General features: G+C 26.3%; 16 protein-coding genes. 13 read left to right on the forward strand and 3 right to left on the reverse strand.

What is annotated here, in order from left to right; all coding sequences use genetic code 11:
- Positions 1-130, forward strand: a 130-nt coding sequence (locus BMW96_RS13945; protein ID WP_143050750.1) for a transposase, incomplete at its 5' end; no start/stop codon positions are given.
- Positions 131-344: 214 nt separating this feature from the next.
- Here BMW96_RS13945 and dnaN read toward each other — a convergent pair.
- Both dnaN and dnaA read right to left on the reverse strand, forming a co-directional pair.
- Positions 345-1,454, reverse strand: a complete 1,110-nt coding sequence (gene dnaN, locus BMW96_RS11985; protein ID WP_092356316.1) for a DNA polymerase III subunit beta — start codon at positions 1,452-1,454, stop codon at positions 345-347.
- 152 nt (positions 1,455-1,606) lie between these two features.
- On the reverse strand, positions 1,607-2,953 hold the full coding sequence (gene dnaA / locus BMW96_RS11990; RefSeq protein WP_092356319.1) for a chromosomal replication initiator protein DnaA: 1,347 nt from the start codon (positions 2,951-2,953) through the stop codon (positions 1,607-1,609).
- 659 nt (positions 2,954-3,612) lie between these two features.
- Between dnaA and BMW96_RS11995 the strand changes: the two genes are divergently transcribed.
- From BMW96_RS11995 to BMW96_RS12030, 8 genes are all read left to right on the forward strand, one after another.
- Complete coding sequence (locus BMW96_RS11995; RefSeq protein ID WP_092356321.1) at positions 3,613-9,558, forward strand: alpha-N-acetylglucosaminidase TIM-barrel domain-containing protein; 5,946 nt, start codon at positions 3,613-3,615, stop codon at positions 9,556-9,558.
- A gap of 375 nt (positions 9,559-9,933) precedes the next feature.
- Complete coding sequence (gene rpmH, locus BMW96_RS12000; protein WP_003535525.1) at positions 9,934-10,068, forward strand: 50S ribosomal protein L34; 135 nt, start codon at positions 9,934-9,936, stop codon at positions 10,066-10,068.
- Between the two features lie 40 nt (positions 10,069-10,108).
- Positions 10,109-10,447 (forward strand): ribonuclease P protein component, encoded by a 339-nt coding sequence (rnpA, locus tag BMW96_RS12005; RefSeq protein WP_092356324.1) that lies wholly within the window; start codon positions 10,109-10,111, stop codon positions 10,445-10,447.
- Positions 10,448-11,341 carry a YidC/Oxa1 family membrane protein insertase gene (locus BMW96_RS12010; RefSeq protein WP_092356327.1) on the forward strand — a complete coding sequence of 298 codons (894 nt, stop codon included), beginning with the start codon at positions 10,448-10,450 and terminating at the stop codon, positions 11,339-11,341.
- A 20-nt stretch (positions 11,342-11,361) separates the two neighbouring features.
- On the forward strand, positions 11,362-11,961 hold the full coding sequence (gene jag, locus BMW96_RS12015) for an RNA-binding cell elongation regulator Jag/EloR (RefSeq protein WP_092356330.1): 600 nt from the start codon (positions 11,362-11,364) through the stop codon (positions 11,959-11,961).
- Positions 11,962-12,638: 677 nt separating this feature from the next.
- The gene (locus BMW96_RS12020; RefSeq protein ID WP_092356333.1) at positions 12,639-13,319 is read left to right on the forward strand and encodes a hypothetical protein; all 681 of its coding nucleotides are present in this window, start codon (positions 12,639-12,641) and stop codon (positions 13,317-13,319) included.
- A 24-nt stretch (positions 13,320-13,343) separates the two neighbouring features.
- Positions 13,344-13,667 (forward strand): hypothetical protein, encoded by a 324-nt coding sequence (locus BMW96_RS12025; RefSeq protein WP_092356336.1) that lies wholly within the window; start codon positions 13,344-13,346, stop codon positions 13,665-13,667.
- A gap of 772 nt (positions 13,668-14,439) precedes the next feature.
- Positions 14,440-15,630, forward strand: coding sequence for an MFS transporter (locus BMW96_RS12030; RefSeq protein ID WP_092356339.1), 1,191 nt, complete (start codon positions 14,440-14,442; stop codon positions 15,628-15,630).
- 74 nt (positions 15,631-15,704) lie between these two features.
- On the opposite strand, the gene BMW96_RS12035 is transcribed toward BMW96_RS12030, so the two are convergent.
- The gene (locus BMW96_RS12035; RefSeq protein ID WP_092356342.1) at positions 15,705-16,700 is read right to left on the reverse strand and encodes a Gfo/Idh/MocA family protein; all 996 of its coding nucleotides are present in this window, start codon (positions 16,698-16,700) and stop codon (positions 15,705-15,707) included.
- Between the two features lie 99 nt (positions 16,701-16,799).
- Between BMW96_RS12035 and mnmE the strand changes: the two genes are divergently transcribed.
- The 4 genes from mnmE to BMW96_RS12055 all read left to right on the forward strand — a co-directional run.
- On the forward strand, positions 16,800-18,134 hold the full coding sequence (mnmE, locus tag BMW96_RS12040; protein ID WP_092356345.1) for a tRNA uridine-5-carboxymethylaminomethyl(34) synthesis GTPase MnmE: 1,335 nt from the start codon (positions 16,800-16,802) through the stop codon (positions 18,132-18,134).
- A gap of 1 nt (position 18,135) precedes the next feature.
- Entirely contained in the window at positions 18,136-18,363 is a 228-nt protein-coding gene (locus BMW96_RS12045; RefSeq protein ID WP_092356348.1) for a hypothetical protein, read from the forward strand.
- 8 nt (positions 18,364-18,371) lie between these two features.
- Positions 18,372-19,235: a mechanosensitive ion channel family protein gene (locus BMW96_RS12050; RefSeq protein ID WP_092356351.1), complete on the forward strand. Its 864-nt coding sequence runs from the start codon at positions 18,372-18,374 to the stop codon at positions 19,233-19,235.
- Between the two features lie 95 nt (positions 19,236-19,330).
- Positions 19,331-19,795, forward strand: a 465-nt coding sequence (locus BMW96_RS12055; protein WP_177165848.1) for a PD-(D/E)XK nuclease family transposase, incomplete at its 3' end; no start/stop codon positions are given.

The following is a 19,795-nucleotide window of genomic DNA, read 5'->3' on the forward strand; positions in this document are numbered from 1 at the left end:
ATTCACAAGATTCACGAGAAGAGGAATAGAGAAGGTGAAAATGGAATATTTACTGGTGTGTACAGGATATAATTTAAAGAAATATCATAAATATAGATTAAGAGAAACGAAAAAACAGCAGATAAATTAGTGATAATCAATGATAACTCGAAGAAAAGTCACATTGAAAAGAGGAGTTTTAGCAGATGATACCCTCATTGCGCTCAAAAACAGCCAAAATAACATAAAATATTATTAAATATCGTGAGAGTTGCAATTATAGCAGGTAATTGCATTTTATTTTGCAGAAAAAAAGCTGAACGAATTCAACTTTCCTTTTAAAAAGTTATTTCGTTACAGCCCCTTTAGAAAGTTCTTACAGGTAAAACTAATTGAATAACATCATCTTTTTCATAATCTTTGATAATGAATGGCTTCATTTCCCCAGTAAATAATATTTTAATTTTAGGTTCATTAAAAGCTCTAATTGCATCATTAGCATATTTAGAACTAAAAGAAATACTTAAAGGTTCTCCCTTATAAAAAGCATTATCTAAAATTTCTTCAACCGATCCAATTTCTTGCATATAAGAAGATAAAACTATTTTATCAGGATCCATATCAAGTTTAATAATGTTATTTTGTTCATTAGTTAATAAAGAAACACGATCAATAGCATTTAATAAATAATGAGTATCTAAGTCTAGTTCATAATCAAAACTATCAGGAATTAGACGATTAGTATCTGGAAAGCTGCCATCAATTAATCTCGTTTGAATTATATTATTATTAAAAACATAAAGTACTTTACGATCAGAAACATACATTTCAATCATTTCATCAGATTCAATAATTTTAGATATTTCGTCTAAAGACTTTTGAGGAATTGTAATATTAAAAGTTACATCTTCATCTAATGAAACTATCTTTTTAGCTAAACGATAACTGTCAGTAGCAGTACATTCTAACTGATGATTAGCTGCTTTAAAATTAATACCAGTTAAAATAGGTTTATTTTCTTTATCACTAGCAGCAAATTTAGTCTGAGAAATAATATCTTTTAGTATTAAAGAATTAAGTAATACTTTTGTTCCTGTTTTAGATAAATCTATTCTTGGATAATCTAATATATCTGTTCCATTTAAATCAAATTTAGAATTAGATCCAGAAATTCTTGTTAATGCTCCATCGATTGTATGAATACTAATTTCATCACTATCAATTTTTCTAACAATATCTAAAATATAACGAGAATTTAATACTACACCACCTGTTTGATTAATAATTAAATCTTCATCTTTTTCAATTCTGGTTTGAATTGTAATATCTGAATCACTACCAGTTAAAATTAAACAATTTTCTTGTAAATCAAATTTAATTCCTGTTAAAACTGGTAAAGGACTACGAATTGAAACTGCTTTAGTAGTTTTAGAAAGAGCATTTAATAATTTAAGTCTTTTAATTTTAAAATCCATAAGTTTTCTCCTTTATATATATATATTTATTTTTTTATTAAATTTATTAATACTATTATACTGTGAATAATGTGGATAACATATAAAAGTATTGATATAATCAATATTTTTTATGTGGATAAAAGTGTGATTTAGTTGTGGAACAATTGTGTTTAATTAACATTTAATTTTTCCTTTAACTTATTAATCGCTAATTTATAATCGGAATCTTTTTTTATCTTTGTTTCTACTCTAGCACAAGCTTTCATAACCGTAGAGTGATCTCGATTACTAAATGTCATTCCTATTTCAGCAAATGTAATGTCTAATAATTCACGCATTAGATACATACACATTTCCCTTGGTGTCGTTAATTTTCTTGTTTTGTTTTTAGAAATTAGCTGACTTATTGTTAGATAATAAAACTCTGCTGTTGTTTTTAAAATTAATTCTTTAGTTAAAGCACTTTTAGGATTTTTAACAATTTTATCATCTTTAAATGATTCTAGAGCAAAAGCCATATCAATTGTATTAGTATGATTCATAATACTGCAGAAAAATAATCTTTTTAAAGCACCTTCAAGACTTCTTATATCTTTACAATAATAATTCGCCATAAAATCTACAACATCATCTCTGATAACTAATGATGGGTTATCTAAATTTTCTATCTTTTTTTCTAAAATAGCACGTGCTGTTTCAAATTCTGGAGGATCAATTCCAAAACTTAATCCTGAGTTAAAACGACTTATTAATCTTGATTCTATTCCTTGAAGGTCTTCAGGCATTTTATCACTAGTTATAACAATTTGTTTATTATTATTGATGATTTCATTAAAAATATGAAAGAAAATTTCACTACTTTTTTCTTTATTAAAGAGGAATTGAATATCATCAATTAATAAAATATCAAGTATCTTGTATTTAGCATATATTTCATCGCCATCTTTACCCCTCATTGCACCAACTACTTCATCAACAAAATCTTTACTAGTTATATAACGAATTTTTAAACTAGGATTTATTTCTTTAGCATAATTACCAATTGCATTTAATAAATGAGTTTTACCTAATCCTGGGTTACTATATATAAATAGAGGATTAAAATTTGATCCTGGATTAGTAGATACTAATAAAGCTGCATTTTGTGCCATTCGATTAGAGCTGCCAACAACAAAGTTGTCAAAAGTAAGTTTTTTATTAAGATTGTCTCTAAATAGTTCCTTTTTTTCTTCAGTGATAGATTTTTTGAATTCATCTTCACCAATTATTTCTATAGATACTGATGATGCCAGCATACCAGACAAGATATCTTCAATATCTTTTAGATTGTTTTTTATAGTTTCTATATTGAAAGAATAAGGGGTAGTTATTGTAACCTTATTGTTATTAATAGAAGCAATTTGTGCATTTCGAAAAACTGATTCCATAATTACCTTATCTATTTTACGTTCTTCAGGTAAATCTTGTTTTTCAAGTGTATCAAGGCATAACTGCCAAATTCTACTATTATCACGCATTATTTTCACCTCCGCATCATAATTATAAGCAAATAAATATTAAATTTAAAGTAGAATTGCAAAGGGGAAAAAGGATTCACAAAGTTATTCACAATATTTATTATATTTGATAAGGATTTTAGCACTTATTCACAAAATTCACAACTTTATTTGTGCATAAAAAAATATGTGAATGTGAAAATTGTGGATATATGAGGAATTAAAAAAGATGATTCACTAAAAGTTCACAAGTTAAGATTAATAATGACAAAGTTTTCAACGGTTTTTCACATATATTCACACTTAAAAATATAACGATATGAATATGTGCATAAGTATGTGTTTTTTTGTATAACATTAAAATATTTCTACATACAGTTATCAGTAATTATAATTTGATAATACAAAAAAGAATAAAAATAGATAATTGTGCTTTTTGTATATTAAATTACATCATTATTACTTAATTCTATTAAATATTTTGTGTTATAATGGAATTAAGATGATTATAATACTTTTAATATATATTTCTATTTAACTGAATTATTTATATTTAATTATCATAAGTAGTTATGAAGGTAAAGGAAAGCAGGTGAAATATTTTAAATTTACAAATACAAATAATTTAGTTTTTAATAATATAATAAGATAATAAAAAATATATAGATAGAAGGGAAAATATGAAGATACTAAAAAATATAGTCAAAAGTTTAGTAGTTATTGCAATGATTATTAGTTATGTATCTATTAATGTTAGAGCTATTGAAACTAATGATGATCTACCAAATGTAGCTTTAAATAAATTAACTATTGCTAGTAATGGAAATTCATCACGAGCTGTTGATGGTGATAAAACAAGTTATTGGGATGGTGGTTTATATCCAAGTGAATTATTGGTAGATTTAGATGGATTTTATGATGTTTCTAAAATTGTAGTTATTCCATATTATAATGGAAGTCGTTATTATAATTACGAAGTTTATACAAGTGTTGATGGATTTAATTATGAAAAAGTAGGAGAAAAAACTGATAAAACTTTACAAACAGTAAATGGAGAAACTTATACATTTGAAACTAAAGTTACAAGATATGTTAAAGTTAAAATGACATATAATTCAGCAAATACAAGTGTACATATAAATGAATTGGAAGTTTATGGGGTTGAAAATTTAGATTATGAATTGCCAGAAACACCAAATGTAGATCCTAATGATCCAGATAATATTGCATATGGTAAGCCTACTAGGTCAACTACTAATAGTAATTTTTCATCTCTTGTTGTAGATGGACAAGATTCTACATCATGGATTGGTGAAGATTATCCTAAATATGTAGATGTTGATTTATTAGAAAATTATGATATATCAAAAATTAAAGTATACATGCCTAAAGGAAATATTAAATTTGCTTATTCTTTATATGGAAGTTTAGATGGTGTCCATTTTGAACGAATTGCAGAAACAAAGCTCAAAGAAAGTAGTGAAGATGGAGATGAATTTAATCTTAATTTAGAAAATACATATCGTGTTATTAGAGTAAATGTTACTGCAAATTCAAATGGAGAAGGAGCAAATTCTCAGATTTCAGAAATAAAAGTTTATGGTACTAAAAGTGAAGTTGAAAAAATAGAAACACGTAAAGATTTAGAAATTGAATCATATAATGACTGGCTATTAAATAATTATAATGTTGATGTAAATGCAATTAGTAATGAAAATGGTAAATATAATATTGCTGATACTTTTAATGATGAGGATGTATTTACAGAGGTAAAAGGAGTTATATCAAGAATATTAGGGGAGAAATATCTTGATTGGTTTACTTTTGAGTTAGCAAAAAATGATTTTGGAAAAGATTTTTATGAAATATCTTCTTTAAATGGAAAGATTCATATTAAAGGTAATGAAGGATTATCTTTAACAACAGGGCTAAATTATTTCTTGAAATATTATTGTAATGTTCATGTTTCACAACAAACAAAACAAGTGAAAATGCCAGAAACAATACCTGTGCTAGATAAGACTATTTATAAAGAATCACCTTATGAGATTCGTTATGCTTATAATTACTGCACATTATCTTATACAATGCCATTTTGGGGATATGATGAGTGGCAAAGAGAATTAGATTATTTTGCCTTAAATGGTGTTAATTTGATTTTGGATACTACTGCAACAGAAGCATTATGGATAGAATATCTACAAAATTATGGTTATGATATTGAAGAGGCAAAAGCGTTTGTATGTGGCTATTCATATAAAGCCTGGTGGTTAATGGGAAATTTAGAGTCTTATGGAGGACCTGTTAGTGATGAATGGGTTATTGATACAGTTAAAATGGCAAGAACAAATCAGCGTAAGATGTCAGTTTTAGGAATAAAACCTTGTTTACAAGGCTTTATGGGAGCAATGCCAGAACATTTTGGCGATATCGCTAATAAGACACTAATGGAAGATTATGGTTATGAAGATATTCGTCCATATATGGTTGAACAAGGGGACTGGTCTGGATTTACTCGTCCACCAATATTAAAAACAACGTATGATGGATATGATGGATTGGCACAAAAATTTTATGAAACTCAAGAATATATTTATGGACAAGCAACTAATTATTATGCTGGTGATTTAGCTCATGAAGGAGGAATTATTCCGCCAGATTTAAGTAAACCACAGATGTCAGCTTATATTTTAGATCAAATGATGGATTATGATAAAGATGCAGTATGGGTAATTCAATCGTGGTTATCAAATCCTAATCCTGAAATTTTAGAGGGATTTGGTGATAATAAAGAAGATCATGTTCTTGTTTTAGATTTAGATGCAACTGAAAATCCTCATTGGAGTAACACGACAAATTGGAATGGTAAAGAATTTGGAGGAACTTCATGGATATTTTGTATGTTAGATAATTATGGTGGAAGAACAGGAATGCATGGTGAGTTAGAATATTTAGCATCTCAGATTACAAAAGCAAATAGTGAATCTAATCATATGAAAGGAATTGGAATAACACCAGAGGGAACACTTTTAAATCCTGTTAATTATGATTTATTTTGGGAGATGGCTTGGGAAAGTGAAGCCAAAGATACAGAGACTTGGTTAAAAGAATATATAACTAGACGTTATGGTGAATATTCACAGAATTCATGGGAGGCATGGAAAATTTTATTGTCTACTGCTTATGGTGCTAATAATGAAGATGGTAGTGCTAAATATCATACAGGGAATGTAAATTGTATTACAAATATGCGTCCATCATTTAGCCCAGAAATTGTAATAGGAGATTATAAATTAACTTATGATCCAACTAAATTTGAAAAAGCAACTAGTTTATTAATGAATGATTTTGATAAATTCAAAAATAATGAGTGCTATATTTATGATGTTGTTGATATATTAAGACAAACTTTAGCAAATAGCCAGGTTGAATTTTTTGAACGAATAAATGAGGCTTATAGTACTAAAAATTATGAAATATTTAAAAAATATAAAGATAAATTATTAAATAGTATTTTATTAATAGATGAAATTGCTGGTTTTGAAAAAGACTCATTATATGGTACATGGATATCAAAAGCTTCTAATTTTTACAATGATTCTCGAAACAGTAAAACATATGATGATTATTCAAAAGATATGATGATAATTAATGCTAAGGCAATTGTAAATATCTGGAGTTCTAAAACGTTACAAACATATGCTCATCGACAATATAGTGGATTAGAACGTGATTACAATTATCCAATGTGGAAATTATGGTTAGATCGATTGGATACTGCAATTGAAACTGGTAACTTTGTGGCGCCATCAAGCAATCAAGATTATTTTAATATTGGATGGAATGTTGTAACTAATAATGAAGATTATTCAACTGTAGTAAAAGATGTAAATGGTAATCAAGAATATCGTGGTCTTAATGAAATATATGTAGAAATTTTTGATAGTTATTTAACTGGACAAGCACAAAAAGATAAGATTATGGATGAAAATATAGCACCAGAAGGAACTGCTTATGCAGATACAACTTTAGGAAATTATACTGCTGATCATATTAATGATAATAATACTGGTTCAATGTGGATTGCTAAGACTTCAGCTATCCCTGTTAGTGCAGGAATTAAATTTAATCAGGAACAGTTAATTTATGGTTTACAGCTTGTCTTTGAAACACGCCCAGTATTGGGAAATAACATAATGAAATTCTTTATTGAAACTAAAGATAATAATGAAAATTGGGAAAAGATTTATAGTGGGCAAAGCTATAATGAAGAAGAAAAATCCTATACTATAAATATTCCATTAGATGAACCTAGATTAGTTAATGATATAAAGATTACTTATGAAACTAATGGAGGAATTTATCCAGCTTTATGTGAAATGAAAGTTTATTCAAGTAAAGGAATTCAATTGATTGATGGAACATCAATGTTTATTGAAAATGAAACTTTAAATGGAGTAAAAGATGGAATAACAGTAGCTGAATTATTATCAAACTTATATGCTGGAAGTGGTAATTTACAATGTGTTGAAAATGGTAATATATTATTAGATGATGCCATTGTTAGTGATCAAACAATAATTCAACTAATTAAGGATGAAAAAATTATTGATGAATTAAAGATATCACTTGCAAGTAATTTAACTAATCAATTAAATAAATTATTAGAAGAAACAAAAGCATTAGATGAGGATATTTATTCAAAATTAAGTTATAAAGTACTTTTAAAAGCTATTGATAAAGCACAAAATATTATTAATAATTCAAGTAGTACTAGTGATGATTATAAAGATGCTATTGATACATTAAAAAATGCCATTAATAATTTAGTAGATATTACTAAGTTAAAAAATAATCTAGTTATTTTAGAAAATGAAAATAAAAATGAATATATAGATAAATATTTTGATAAATATAAATACTATTATCAACAAGCAAAAGATATTTATAATAACATTGATACAGCTACAAATGATGTGATATATAAGGCAGAGGGTTATCTTGAATTAGCAAAAAATTATCTTATCCATGAAAATAATACTAATATAGCTCCCCTAGGAACACCATATGCTGACAATGAGCTGATGAGTTCTTATTCAAAAGAGAAGATAAATAATGTTAATTTTGAAGATTGCTGGGTTGCAAATACAAAAATAAATTTACCAGTATCAGGTGGAGTAACATTAGATAAGAATTATTCAGTAAATTATATAAAAGTTGTTTTTGAAGAAAATGGATACCGTAATACTCAATTAGGTTTTGAGGTTTCTGTACAACAAGAAAATGATGAATGGAAAAAAGTTTATACTAACTCTACAGGGCTAAAAAATGGTTATACATTTATCATTGATATGAATGGTGAAGTAATAAAAGATGTTAAAGTGACAATTACTTCATATGCTACTGATGCTGGTTCTCCATATCCAGGAGTATCAGAAATTGAAGTACATCAAACAAGTAATAATTCAAATTTAAAAGATAATCTAAGTTTGGTAAATGAAAAAATATTGTCTGGTTATGATGAAAATCATGTTACAATTACAAGCTGGATGGAATTTGAAGAAATATATAATAAAGCTCAAATTATATGTAAAAAAGATACATATAATCAAGAAACAATTGATCTAACTAATGCAAAATTAATTGAAATGGCTGATAAACTAGTTTTAAGAGGGGATGTTACTGAGCTTATTAAGTTGGTAGCTCAATACCAGGAATTAGATCAAAAATTATATACTGAAATAACATGGAATAATTTTAAAGAACAATTAATAAATGCAAAACAGATTATTTTAGATAATAGTGATTCAAGTCAAGTAGATGTTGATAATGCATTATCTTTATTACAAGAAGCAAAAGATAATTTATTAATGGTTGCTAATGATAGGGATAAAATAGCATTAGCTATTGCAATCGAAATGGCAGAAAGTGCTAGTTTGGAAAATGTTGTCCCAGCAGTAGTAGAAGAATTCAATGCAGCATTAGAAAATGCTCAAACAGTTTATGCAAATGATAATGCAACACAAGAAGAAGTAGATAATGCGTTTACTAGATTAGCAAATGCAATGCATATGTTAGAATTCTTCAAAGGAAATAAAGAATTATTACAAAAACAAGTAGATTTAATTAATGATTTAGAATCAGATAAATATATTGAATCAACATGGAATGCAATGTTACCAGTATTAGAAAAAGCAAATGAAGTATTAGGTAACGAAAATGCAATGCAGGAAGAAGTAGATGAAGTATATAGTGAATTAGTAAGAGCATTTATTAATTTAAGACTAAAACCAAATAAAGATTTATTAGCAGGTTTAATCAACAAGGTAAATGGTATAAATAGAGCAAACTACACATCAGCATCATTAAAAGCAGTAGATGATGTAATGACAAGAGCAAAAGAAGTATTAAATAATCCAGAAGCAACAAAAGAAGAAGTAAAGACTGCAGTAGCAGAATTAACAAAAGCGTTAGCGGGATTAGAAGCTAATCCAGTAAAACAAGGAGATAAAACAATAAGTATAAAAACAGGCGATGAAACATCATTAGGAATGTTAATGAGTTTAGCTGGATTAAGTTTATTAAGCTTTATTGGATATGTATCGATTAAAAGAAAAGAGGATTAAAATGTGAGCATCTAGTTTAAAAACTAGATGCTTTTTTCAGCATAATATCTAAAACGACTTTTTTATGATGAATGTAATAAATTAAAACAGTATAAAACAAAAATTTAGTTAAATTTCAAAGAGAAATTTTTCATATATAAAAAATAATATTAAAGATTAATGTTCTAATAGTAAAATTATGTAAATAAATATATGATTATATAATATTTAATATATTTCTATTGATTTATTCATAAATATAAAAATTCAATAGCTATTTCATATGTTTATCCTACTTTTTCCGTTAATTTCATTGACTTAATAGGCTTTTTCATATAAAATGGGGGAGCATATGTTATTTGTATAAAAAGTATAAAAATTTTGGAGGTGTAATTAATGAAAAGAACATATCAACCAAATAAAAGAAAAAGATCAAAAACTCATGGTTTTAGAGCTAGAATGGCTACTGTAGGAGGAAGAAAAGTACTTGCACGTCGCCGTAAAAGAGGAAGAAAAGTCTTATCTGCTTAAGAAAAATCCACTTTACGGTGGGTTTTTTTTCTAAAAAATTATGAAAAAAGAATATCGGGTTAAAAAAAATGAAGATTTTAGCCATATTATTAAACATAAACAAAGTTTGGCTAATCGTTCATTTATAATTTATTATGTCAAAAATGATTTAAATCATGCTCGTATTGGAATATCTGTGAGTAAAAAATTAGGTAAGGCAGTAATTAGAAATAAAATTAAGCGACAAGTTCGAATGATTGTTCAACAAACAATAAATTTTAATGATAATTATGATTATATTGTGATTGTAAGAAATAAATATTTAGATTTAGATTTTATTTCTAATCTAAATGAACTTAAATATTTATATAAAAAAATATTAAAAAGGATGGAAAATTAAATGGTATTAGATAACAAGACTAAAAAAATCTTAAAAGTATTTTGCTTGGTTTTCTTAGTTGCTATTCTAACAGGATGTGCACAGAATCTTGATAAAAATGGTGAATTAATTGCTTCTAGAGCAATAACTATGTCTACCCCTTGGTCATTGAGTGCAGGGTGGTTTGATTTCTTATTTGTTATTCCATTAGCAAAAGGAATCTTATTTATTGATCAATATTTAGGAAATGTAGCTATTGGAGTAATTGGAATTACTATTGTTGTTAATATTATTACTTTACCAATTATGATCAAATCTACAATATCAACTCAAAAAATACAGTTGTTACAACCAGAAATGGAAAAGATTCAACGTAAATATAAAGGTCGTAAAGATCAAGCTTCACAAATGCGTCAAAATGCTGAAATCCAAAATTTGTACAAAAAACATAATGTAAGTATGTTTGGTTCATTTTCAACTTTTCTAACTTTACCAATTATGTTTGCGATGTGGCAAGCAGTACAAAGAATCGATATTTTATATAAAACATCAATTTTTGGCATTAATTTAGGTGATAAACCAATTAATCATATCATGGAATTTAGTGTTGGATATATTGTGCTATTATTATTAGTTGCAGGATCTCAATTCTTTGCGATACAGATTACCCAAATTATGGCAAAACGTTCACCAAAGTATCGTCCTAGTCAACAAATGAAGTCAATGAATACTATGAATAATGTAATGACAATATTTATTGTTTATTTAGCAGCAACTATGCCTGCAGCAATGTCTTTATATTGGATTACAACTAATGTTATTAATATTGTTAGAACTATGTATATTCAATTTTTTCACATTGAAAAAGCACAAAAAGAAATTGATAATTCAGCTACTAATTTCATAAAAAAATAAAAAAGTAGGTGAATAAAATGATGAAAAATTATACTGCAAAAACAGTACAAGATGCTGTTAATCTAGCTTGTCAGGAGTTAGGTGTAACAATTGATGAATTAAATTATGAAGTAATTAAAGAAACAAAAACGTTTTTTACAAAAAAGGCAGAGATTGAATGTTATACAATTTCTATGGTTCAAGAGTATATTGAAGAATATGTACGACGTTTTATTAGTGAAATGGGATTTGAAATTGAAACTGTATCATATCTGCAAGATGGTCGTATTTATTGTAATATTAATACAAGTAACAATTCTATTTTAATAGGTAAAGCTGGTGTTATTTTAAGAGCAATTAATTTTATTGTAAAAAATGCAGTTAGTACTACATATAAAAAGAGAATTGAATTAAGTATTGATATAAATGGTTATAAAGAAGATCGTTATAAAAAAGTATCATCAATGGCAAAAAGATTTGGAAAACAAGTATTAAGAACTAAAGCTGAAATTAAACTTGATCCTATGCCTGCTGATGAACGTAAAGTAATGCATCAGGAACTTTCAAATTTTGAGCATATTAAAACAGAAAGTCATGGTGAAGGAAAAAATAGACATATGGTTATTTCATATGTTGAATAGAACACATGTTAATCATGTGTTTTTTCTATAATGAATAAAAAAATTATTAGAATATGTTTAAGGATTAGTTAAATAAAATATGTTTGTTTAGAGGTTTAAAAAGTATGTACTAATAATTAAATTATATTAACTATGTGGTTAAAATAAATATTGGTTTTAAGGATAATGATTTATATAAAAAATATTTATCTTAAATATACTTTAAGAAATGATATCTTACTAGTGTAATCGAGTTTTAATCGCCTGAATTATAAGTTTTTGATTGAAGATGTGAAACAAAGTAAGACTAAGCAAAGGAATGAATTTAGAGGAATTGTGATAGAAATATGAATGTGATTGTTTTGCACACTTAAATTATACATAAGGAGTTCTTTTATATTGTAAAAAAAGTGATAAAATCAATATGATTTTGATTTTAATATGTATACTTTCATCTAAGTATAGTCAAAATTTAACTGTGAAATTTGAGATTATAAGCTATAATAATAATATTAAATCATTTTAGCAAATATAGGATAAATCGTTATTTTTTAAGGATAAATTGTATACAATAATAGTTGAAAATATGTGATTATAGTAATATAATTTAATTAAGAAAAAATATATGGTGATGTAAATTTGATAATTGATGATAATAAGATCTTTATAGTAAAAAACAAATAAAGGGGAGAAAAATTATGAAAAAAAATTACTATAAATGCCTTATTACTAGTATTTTATGTGCAACATTAATAACATTTACTTCTTTTGTGCCAATAAATGGGATGAATAATACTATTGAGTACGACATTTCTGAATTTAAAATTTTTGAAGATTATATTTTTGAATATGATATAATTAATATTAATTACGAAAAAGTAGAAATCGAAAAATACACTTATCCTAATAATACTGCTTTATTAGTAATAAAAGAAAAAGGAGAAATTACAAAATTTAATTTATCATCAAATTATAATTTACTTAAAGATAATTTGGGCAATAAAAAAGAGATAAATCAAAAAACTAGAGCAGGTTTGGAAGAAAGATATCTCACAACATTTAAGTCTACAGATCATGTTACTCCTAAAAATGCATCTTACTCAGCTATTTTAGGGGCGGTTAGTGCAGTATTAGGTTTTGCTGGTCTTCCTGGTAGTGTAGCAACAGGAATAGCATCATTGTTATTTGGTTTAAATGCATCTTCTATTGAAGCATGGATAACTACTGAAAGAAAATTTTACGAAGTGTATGATTCAACAGGGTATTTTTTAGGCTATTATAAAGTCTACTATACTATAAAAACAGAAGCAAAAGTGAATGGAAAAAGACAGTTGATAGATACAAAAAAAGGAAATTATGAAACAACATTTCCAGGATAAAAATAATTTTAATGGAGTATATTTATGAATATTTACAGAAAGATTGGAATTTTTACATTATTATTATTTGGGATTTCTTTTACACTCTTGTTATCTAAAGGGGTATTACTCGAAGCACTGCATTTTATGTTTTTTATTGTAGTTGTAGTCATTAAAGATATATGTATTGATGCAAATTTAGATGAAAGCAAAAAAACTAGAGCAGTAACTTGGATTGTATTTAGTGATTTACTTGGTATTACCTTAGCATTATATGATTTTGTTTTTACAAATTATATTCTAGGTGTAGTACAAATAATACTTATAGTATTTATAACTTATATAGATATTAAGATTTTAAAAAAATAACATGTAAAATTAAAGATCTTATGAGATAATTTTAATTGAATTTATATAACCTATATAATAATTCTAAGAAATATCTTCTAATGATAGAATAAATAGAAATGATTTATGATAGAAAAATAAATTATTTGGGTTTTGGTTTAAATAAACTTAAACAATCTAAAGAAAGATATTTTATTTTGATACTAGTCTAAATAAGTCTTTAAAATAACGGCTAATCAGATAATTTAGGTGTTAACCTAAATTAAATAATGTTTTAATTTTAATAGGGAACAACCGTAGTTGGTTATTCCCTTTTTTTAGTATGCTGGGCATGGATTCAGTTGGAAATAAACTAACTACAAGATGTTGATAGTGATGTCATGGGTGGAGGAATTGATGTAGCGATTTTTTTGAGTATATGAACAGAAATCTGATGAGGTTAAATGGTGGATAAGGTTGCACAACAAATCGAAATCCAAAAGATAGATGTAAAACCAAAGCAGTAAATCAGGCTATTGTGGAAGAAATAGTGTTCGTATTTTACTTCGAGAGGTCTTATGGACGAGGAAGTCTGGTAAATTTTAAAACAGTGATAGTACCTCCAGTCGAAAAAGGTTTACAATAAGAAGTCAGTGAAATAATGGCTGGAAAGAAAACTATTCTTGAAAGTTAGTGTACCAAACTAAATAATATTACTATCACAATATTATGGATAGAGAATTATCAAATAGATAACAACTAGTATTGCTATATATTTTTCTTTAGACTATAATCATTGGTAGAAGGTGATTGAATGAATAAAAATAAATTATTGGTGTTTTTTATTATAAATGGATTATTTAATTTAGCAGCTAATTATGCACATCCTATTACTCCAACAGTAATTAAGAATTTAGAATTAGGTGATTATATGTTTGGAGTAGCTTATGGAGCTATGATAGGATTGAATTTTTTATTTTCTCCGTTTTGGGGAAAACTAAACGAACAAATTAATAGCAAAACAACTATGTTTATTTGTAGTCTTGGATATGCAATTGGGCAAATTTTATTTTGGCAATCAACATCACAAAATACAATTATTTTTGCAAGAATGTTTTCAGGTGTTTTTACAGGTGGATCTTATGTAAGTTTTTTAACATATGTTGTTAATGTCAGCCCTCCTGAAAAAAGGGGACAAAATTTAACTATTTTAGCAACAGTGGCTAGTGTTTGTGCATCTTTTGGTTATTTTATAGGAGGAATGCTTGGTGAAATTTCTATTGATTTAACCTTTGCAACTCAAGCTGTTACTTTGGCTGGTTGTGGAATTTTATTTTTCATATTTTGTAAAAAAGATATAGCTTCACCTGTTAAACAAAAATTTAGTGTATTAATAAAACAAGCAAATCCATTTAATTCTTTTAAACAAGCAAAAATATTTATGGATAAAAAATATTTTATAATATTTACAATTTGTTGTTTAGCGTATTTAGGGTTTACAGCTTTTGAACAAAGTTTTAATTATTATATAAAGGATATATTTAATTTAACATCTGCTTATAATGGGGTAATAAAAGCTGCAATTGGAATCATTTCATTAATTGCAAATGGAACTATATGTTTATGGATTATAAAAAATACCAATGTTTCTAAATCATCAATGTATATATTATTATTAAGTAGTATTACTATGATAGGCGTTTTAGCAACAAATAATATAATTATTTTTATTATCATGAATGTTATTTTCTTTGCTTTAAATGCTATTATTATTCCTGTAACTCAGGATCTTGTGGCAAGTCGTTCTAATGATAATAATAGTAGTATTGTAATGGGATTTTATAATGCAATTAAATCATTAGGTGGAATAATTGGAGCATTGATGGCAGGTTTCTTTTATACATTCAATCCTCGTTTACCATTTATCTTTGGTCTAATAGCTTTTCTTTTGGCAACATTTTTATCATATTATTATTATAAACGAAATACCAAATATCGAAATTAAAACATAATTATAAATGTAGAATAAAATTACTTTTTGATGTTTAGAAAATATTAAGGTATATAAAAAGATGCAAATTATTTTGCATCTTTTTCACATCCAAATATAATATTAGCACTTTTACGAGCCTTAGTAAGAACATCCATAACAATCTTTGAATGTTCAAGCATTAGATCACAAGTATTAAAATCTCTATTATCAATATACTTAGAGATATTTTTAAATTCATCATACATTCGATGATTATTACTATTTACTTCAATACTTTCATTTATTTTATCATTCTTAATAATTTTTACATCACTAAGTACACTAGTAGGTCCTTCAATTTTAATACATCCTAAATCCCCTTGAATTGTTGATGAAATAGGAGCAGCACAATCTTTGGCGCCAATACAAACTGCCTTGAATGTTGGATATTCTAAAATAATAATCCCTGAAGTATCAATTCCTCTTTCGATATTAGCAAAATATTCAACATTTTCAGGTTTACCGAATAGACCAATTACAAAATGTAAATTATAAACATTTAAATCCATTAATGCTCCACCTGACATATTAATATCGAAAACAGGTAAAATCTCACCTTTTTTAAATGCGTTATAGCGTGAAGAATATTGGGAATAATTACATGAGATAAGACTAATTTTTCCAAGTTCACTTAATCTATCTTTAATATTTTTATAAGTTGGTAAATATTGATTAGTAATTGCTTCAAAGAGAAGGCATTTCCGTTCTTTTGATAAGGTAATTAACTCATCTAATTCATCTATATTTGAAGTAAATGGTTTTTCACAAATAACATGTTTATTATGTAATAAAGCTTTTTTTGTGTATTCATAGTGTAGATGATTTGGTAAAGCAACATAAACAGTATCAATTTCGTCATCATTTAATAAATCATCATAATTGTAATATGTTTTTTTTATCTGATATTTGTTTGTGAGAGCTTCAATCTTTTCTTGTGACTTTTTTCTTCCTAAAATAGCAATTAAATTAATTTCTTCAATAGTGTCAACAAAAGATAGTAAATCCTGAACAATCATACCGCTACCAATAATTCCAAGTTTCATTTCAATTTCCTCCATATATAATTATATTATAACATTGATTTAATGTATAAATTAATAATAATTTATGATAAAATACAAAAGATAAAGGAAGGTGATATTTTGAATGAAGATATAATAGTTGCAATTGCAACTAGTCGTTTAGAAGCAGCAATCTCAATGATTAGAATAAGTGGACCTGATTGTATAGCCTTTGTTCAAAAATTCTTTACAGGAAAGATACTTAAAAAATCTACACATACAATTAATTATGGTTATATTGTAGATGAGGGGAAAAGAATAGATGAAGTTTTAGTTAATATTTATCGTGGAAAAAAGACTTTTACTGGTGAAGAAATGGTTGAAATTAATTGTCATGGTGGTGTATACATAACTTCACAAGTATTAAATGTATGTATAAAAAATGGTGCCCGAATGGCTGAGCATGGTGAATTTAGTAAAAGAGCTTTTTTAAATGGAAGAATAGATTTATCACAAGCTGAAGCAATTAGTGATATTATTACTGCTAAAAATAGTTATGCTACTGATTTGGCATTAAAAGGAATAACTGGAAATATTAGTAATTTTATTGAAGAATTAAAAGAAGATTTGATTCAGATTATTACACAAATAGAAGTTAATATTGATTATCCTGAATATGATGATGTAGAAGAGTTAACTGCTTCATCATTATTACCACGAAGTAAAAATCTTTTAAAAAAGATGGATAAGATATTAAATGATTCAAAGAATATTAAATTAATCAAAGATGGTATTAAGACAGTTATTATTGGACGACCAAATGTTGGTAAAAGTAGTTTATTAAATGCATTATTACAAGAAGAAAAAGCTATTGTTACAAACATTGCAGGAACTACAAGAGATATTGTTGAAGGAAGTATTAGTATTGATGGGATTATTCTTAATATGATTGATACAGCTGGAATTAGAAAAACTGATAATATAATTGAAAGTATGGGTGTTGAAAAGTCAAAAGAATTAATTCATCAAGCTGATTTGGTGTTATTGGTTATTGATGGTTCAGTAAAATTAACTGATGAAGATAAACAATTAATAGAATTAACTAAAGACATAACAAGAATAATTGTTATTAATAAAGCTGATCAAGAAATTAAGGTAGAATTACAAGGGGTAAATATAAGTGCTAAAGATAATAATATTGATACTTTAGTAAGTGAAATTAAAAGAATGTTTGAATTAGGTAGCATTATTGATAATAATGATCATATTTTAACCAATGCTCGTCAAACAATGCTATTACAGCATGCTAATCATTCATTAAAACAAGCTATTGAAGCAATGGAAATGTATATTCCCACAGATTTAATTGTTACTGATTTGTATGAATGTTGGAGTAATTTAAAAGAAATATTAGGAGAAAAAGCAAAAGAAGATTTATTAGATGAGTTATTTAAGCGCTTTTGTATAGGTAAATAAAATGAATAAAAATCAAATATTGTCAGTACGATTTTTAGGTTTTTCTAAATATCTTGGAATTATTGCAATAATATCATTTATAATTTTTCTAATTATTAATGCTTTTAATATTGGCAATGATATATTATTTTGGATTAGTTATGCATTATTGATGGTTTCTTTTATAGGAGCTATTCAGTCAATATGTTTATATTTTATAGGTAAATTTTATGGTAAAAATACTAAGTAGGTGATTGAATGGAAAATATTTATAAACAGATTGATAGCGTATTTGAGCATGGTTTAATTCAAAGTGGAATTAGTATTTTAATATTTATAGTCATAATTTTAGTGGTTAACAAAATAATTAATAGATTATTAAAAAAGAAATTTACTGATCCTCTTAAATTAGTTTTTCCAATGCGAATAAAGAAAGTAGTTATAATTACTATTATAACTGCAATTATAATGGGTGAAATTACTTTCACAAACTCAATTATTAAAGCATTGTTAGCTAGTGGAGGTATTTTAGCAGTAGTGGTTGGGTTAGCATCTCAAGAAGCTGCAAGTAATATAATTAATGGTTTTATGATTATTACATATAAGCCATATAAAATTGGTGATTTGGTAAATGTTAGAGAATATAATGTAATTGGAACTGTAATTGATATTTCGATGCGCCATAGTATTATTGAAACATTTGAAAGAACTCAAGTAATTATTCCTAATACAGTTATGAATAAAGCAATTATAGAAAATGTTTCTAATGTTAAAACTCAAAAGGCTAATTATTTATTTTTAGAGGTTTCTTATGAAAGTGATTTACAAATGGCAATTAAAATTATCCAAGAAGAAGGAGCAAAACATCCATTATGTATAGATGGAAGAAGTAAATCACAAAAGAAAAAACAAGAATCAGCAGTAAAAGTTCATTGTGTTGAATTTAACGATAGTGGTATTCAATTAAGAGCTACATTCTTGTCAAAAGATAGTGCGTCTGGGTTTCAATTATTATCAGATTTACGTTTGAGTATTAAAGCTCGATTTGACCAAGAAGGAATAGAAATTCCATATCCACATCGAGTAGTAATAAGTGAAACAAAAGATAAAATTACTAAATAAAAAACTGTTGTATAAACAGTTTTTTATTAGTTGTATTTGATTTTTAAAAGTAATCCTCCTGATTATTTTGTATAAAATAATAGGAGGATTATTATATGAGTGAAGTAATTAGTTATCAAAATGATTTAGTTAAATTTAATAACGATCTTTTCTTTAAATATCTTCTTTCCAGAGATACTGCTGAATCTAGAATGTTAAGAAAGTATATTGTTAAACTCGTTACCAATATCGACTGTAAAAAAATGATTGTTAAAAATCCTGAAATCAATCAAAATACTGTTCTTGCTAAAAATATTATTTTAGATATTTGTGCTGTTGATGAAACTGGCAGAGTTATTGATATAGAAATACAGATGGCAGGCAACACTAACAGCGAAACAGCAAGATTTCAGTTTTATGGAGCCAGACTTCTAGTAGAACAGTTAGATGCTGGTGAGAAGTATAATATGTTAAGACCAGTATATCAAATCATCTTTATCAATGATGATGACGATTGTTTGATCAGGGATTATGCATTTAGAGACAGCAATGGAAGGATGGAAAATGGTAATCTAAACTAT

The sequence above is a fragment of the Thomasclavelia cocleata genome (genome assembly GCF_900102365.1).
Taxonomy (GTDB): domain Bacteria; phylum Bacillota_I; class Bacilli_A; order Erysipelotrichales; family Coprobacillaceae; genus Thomasclavelia; species Thomasclavelia cocleata.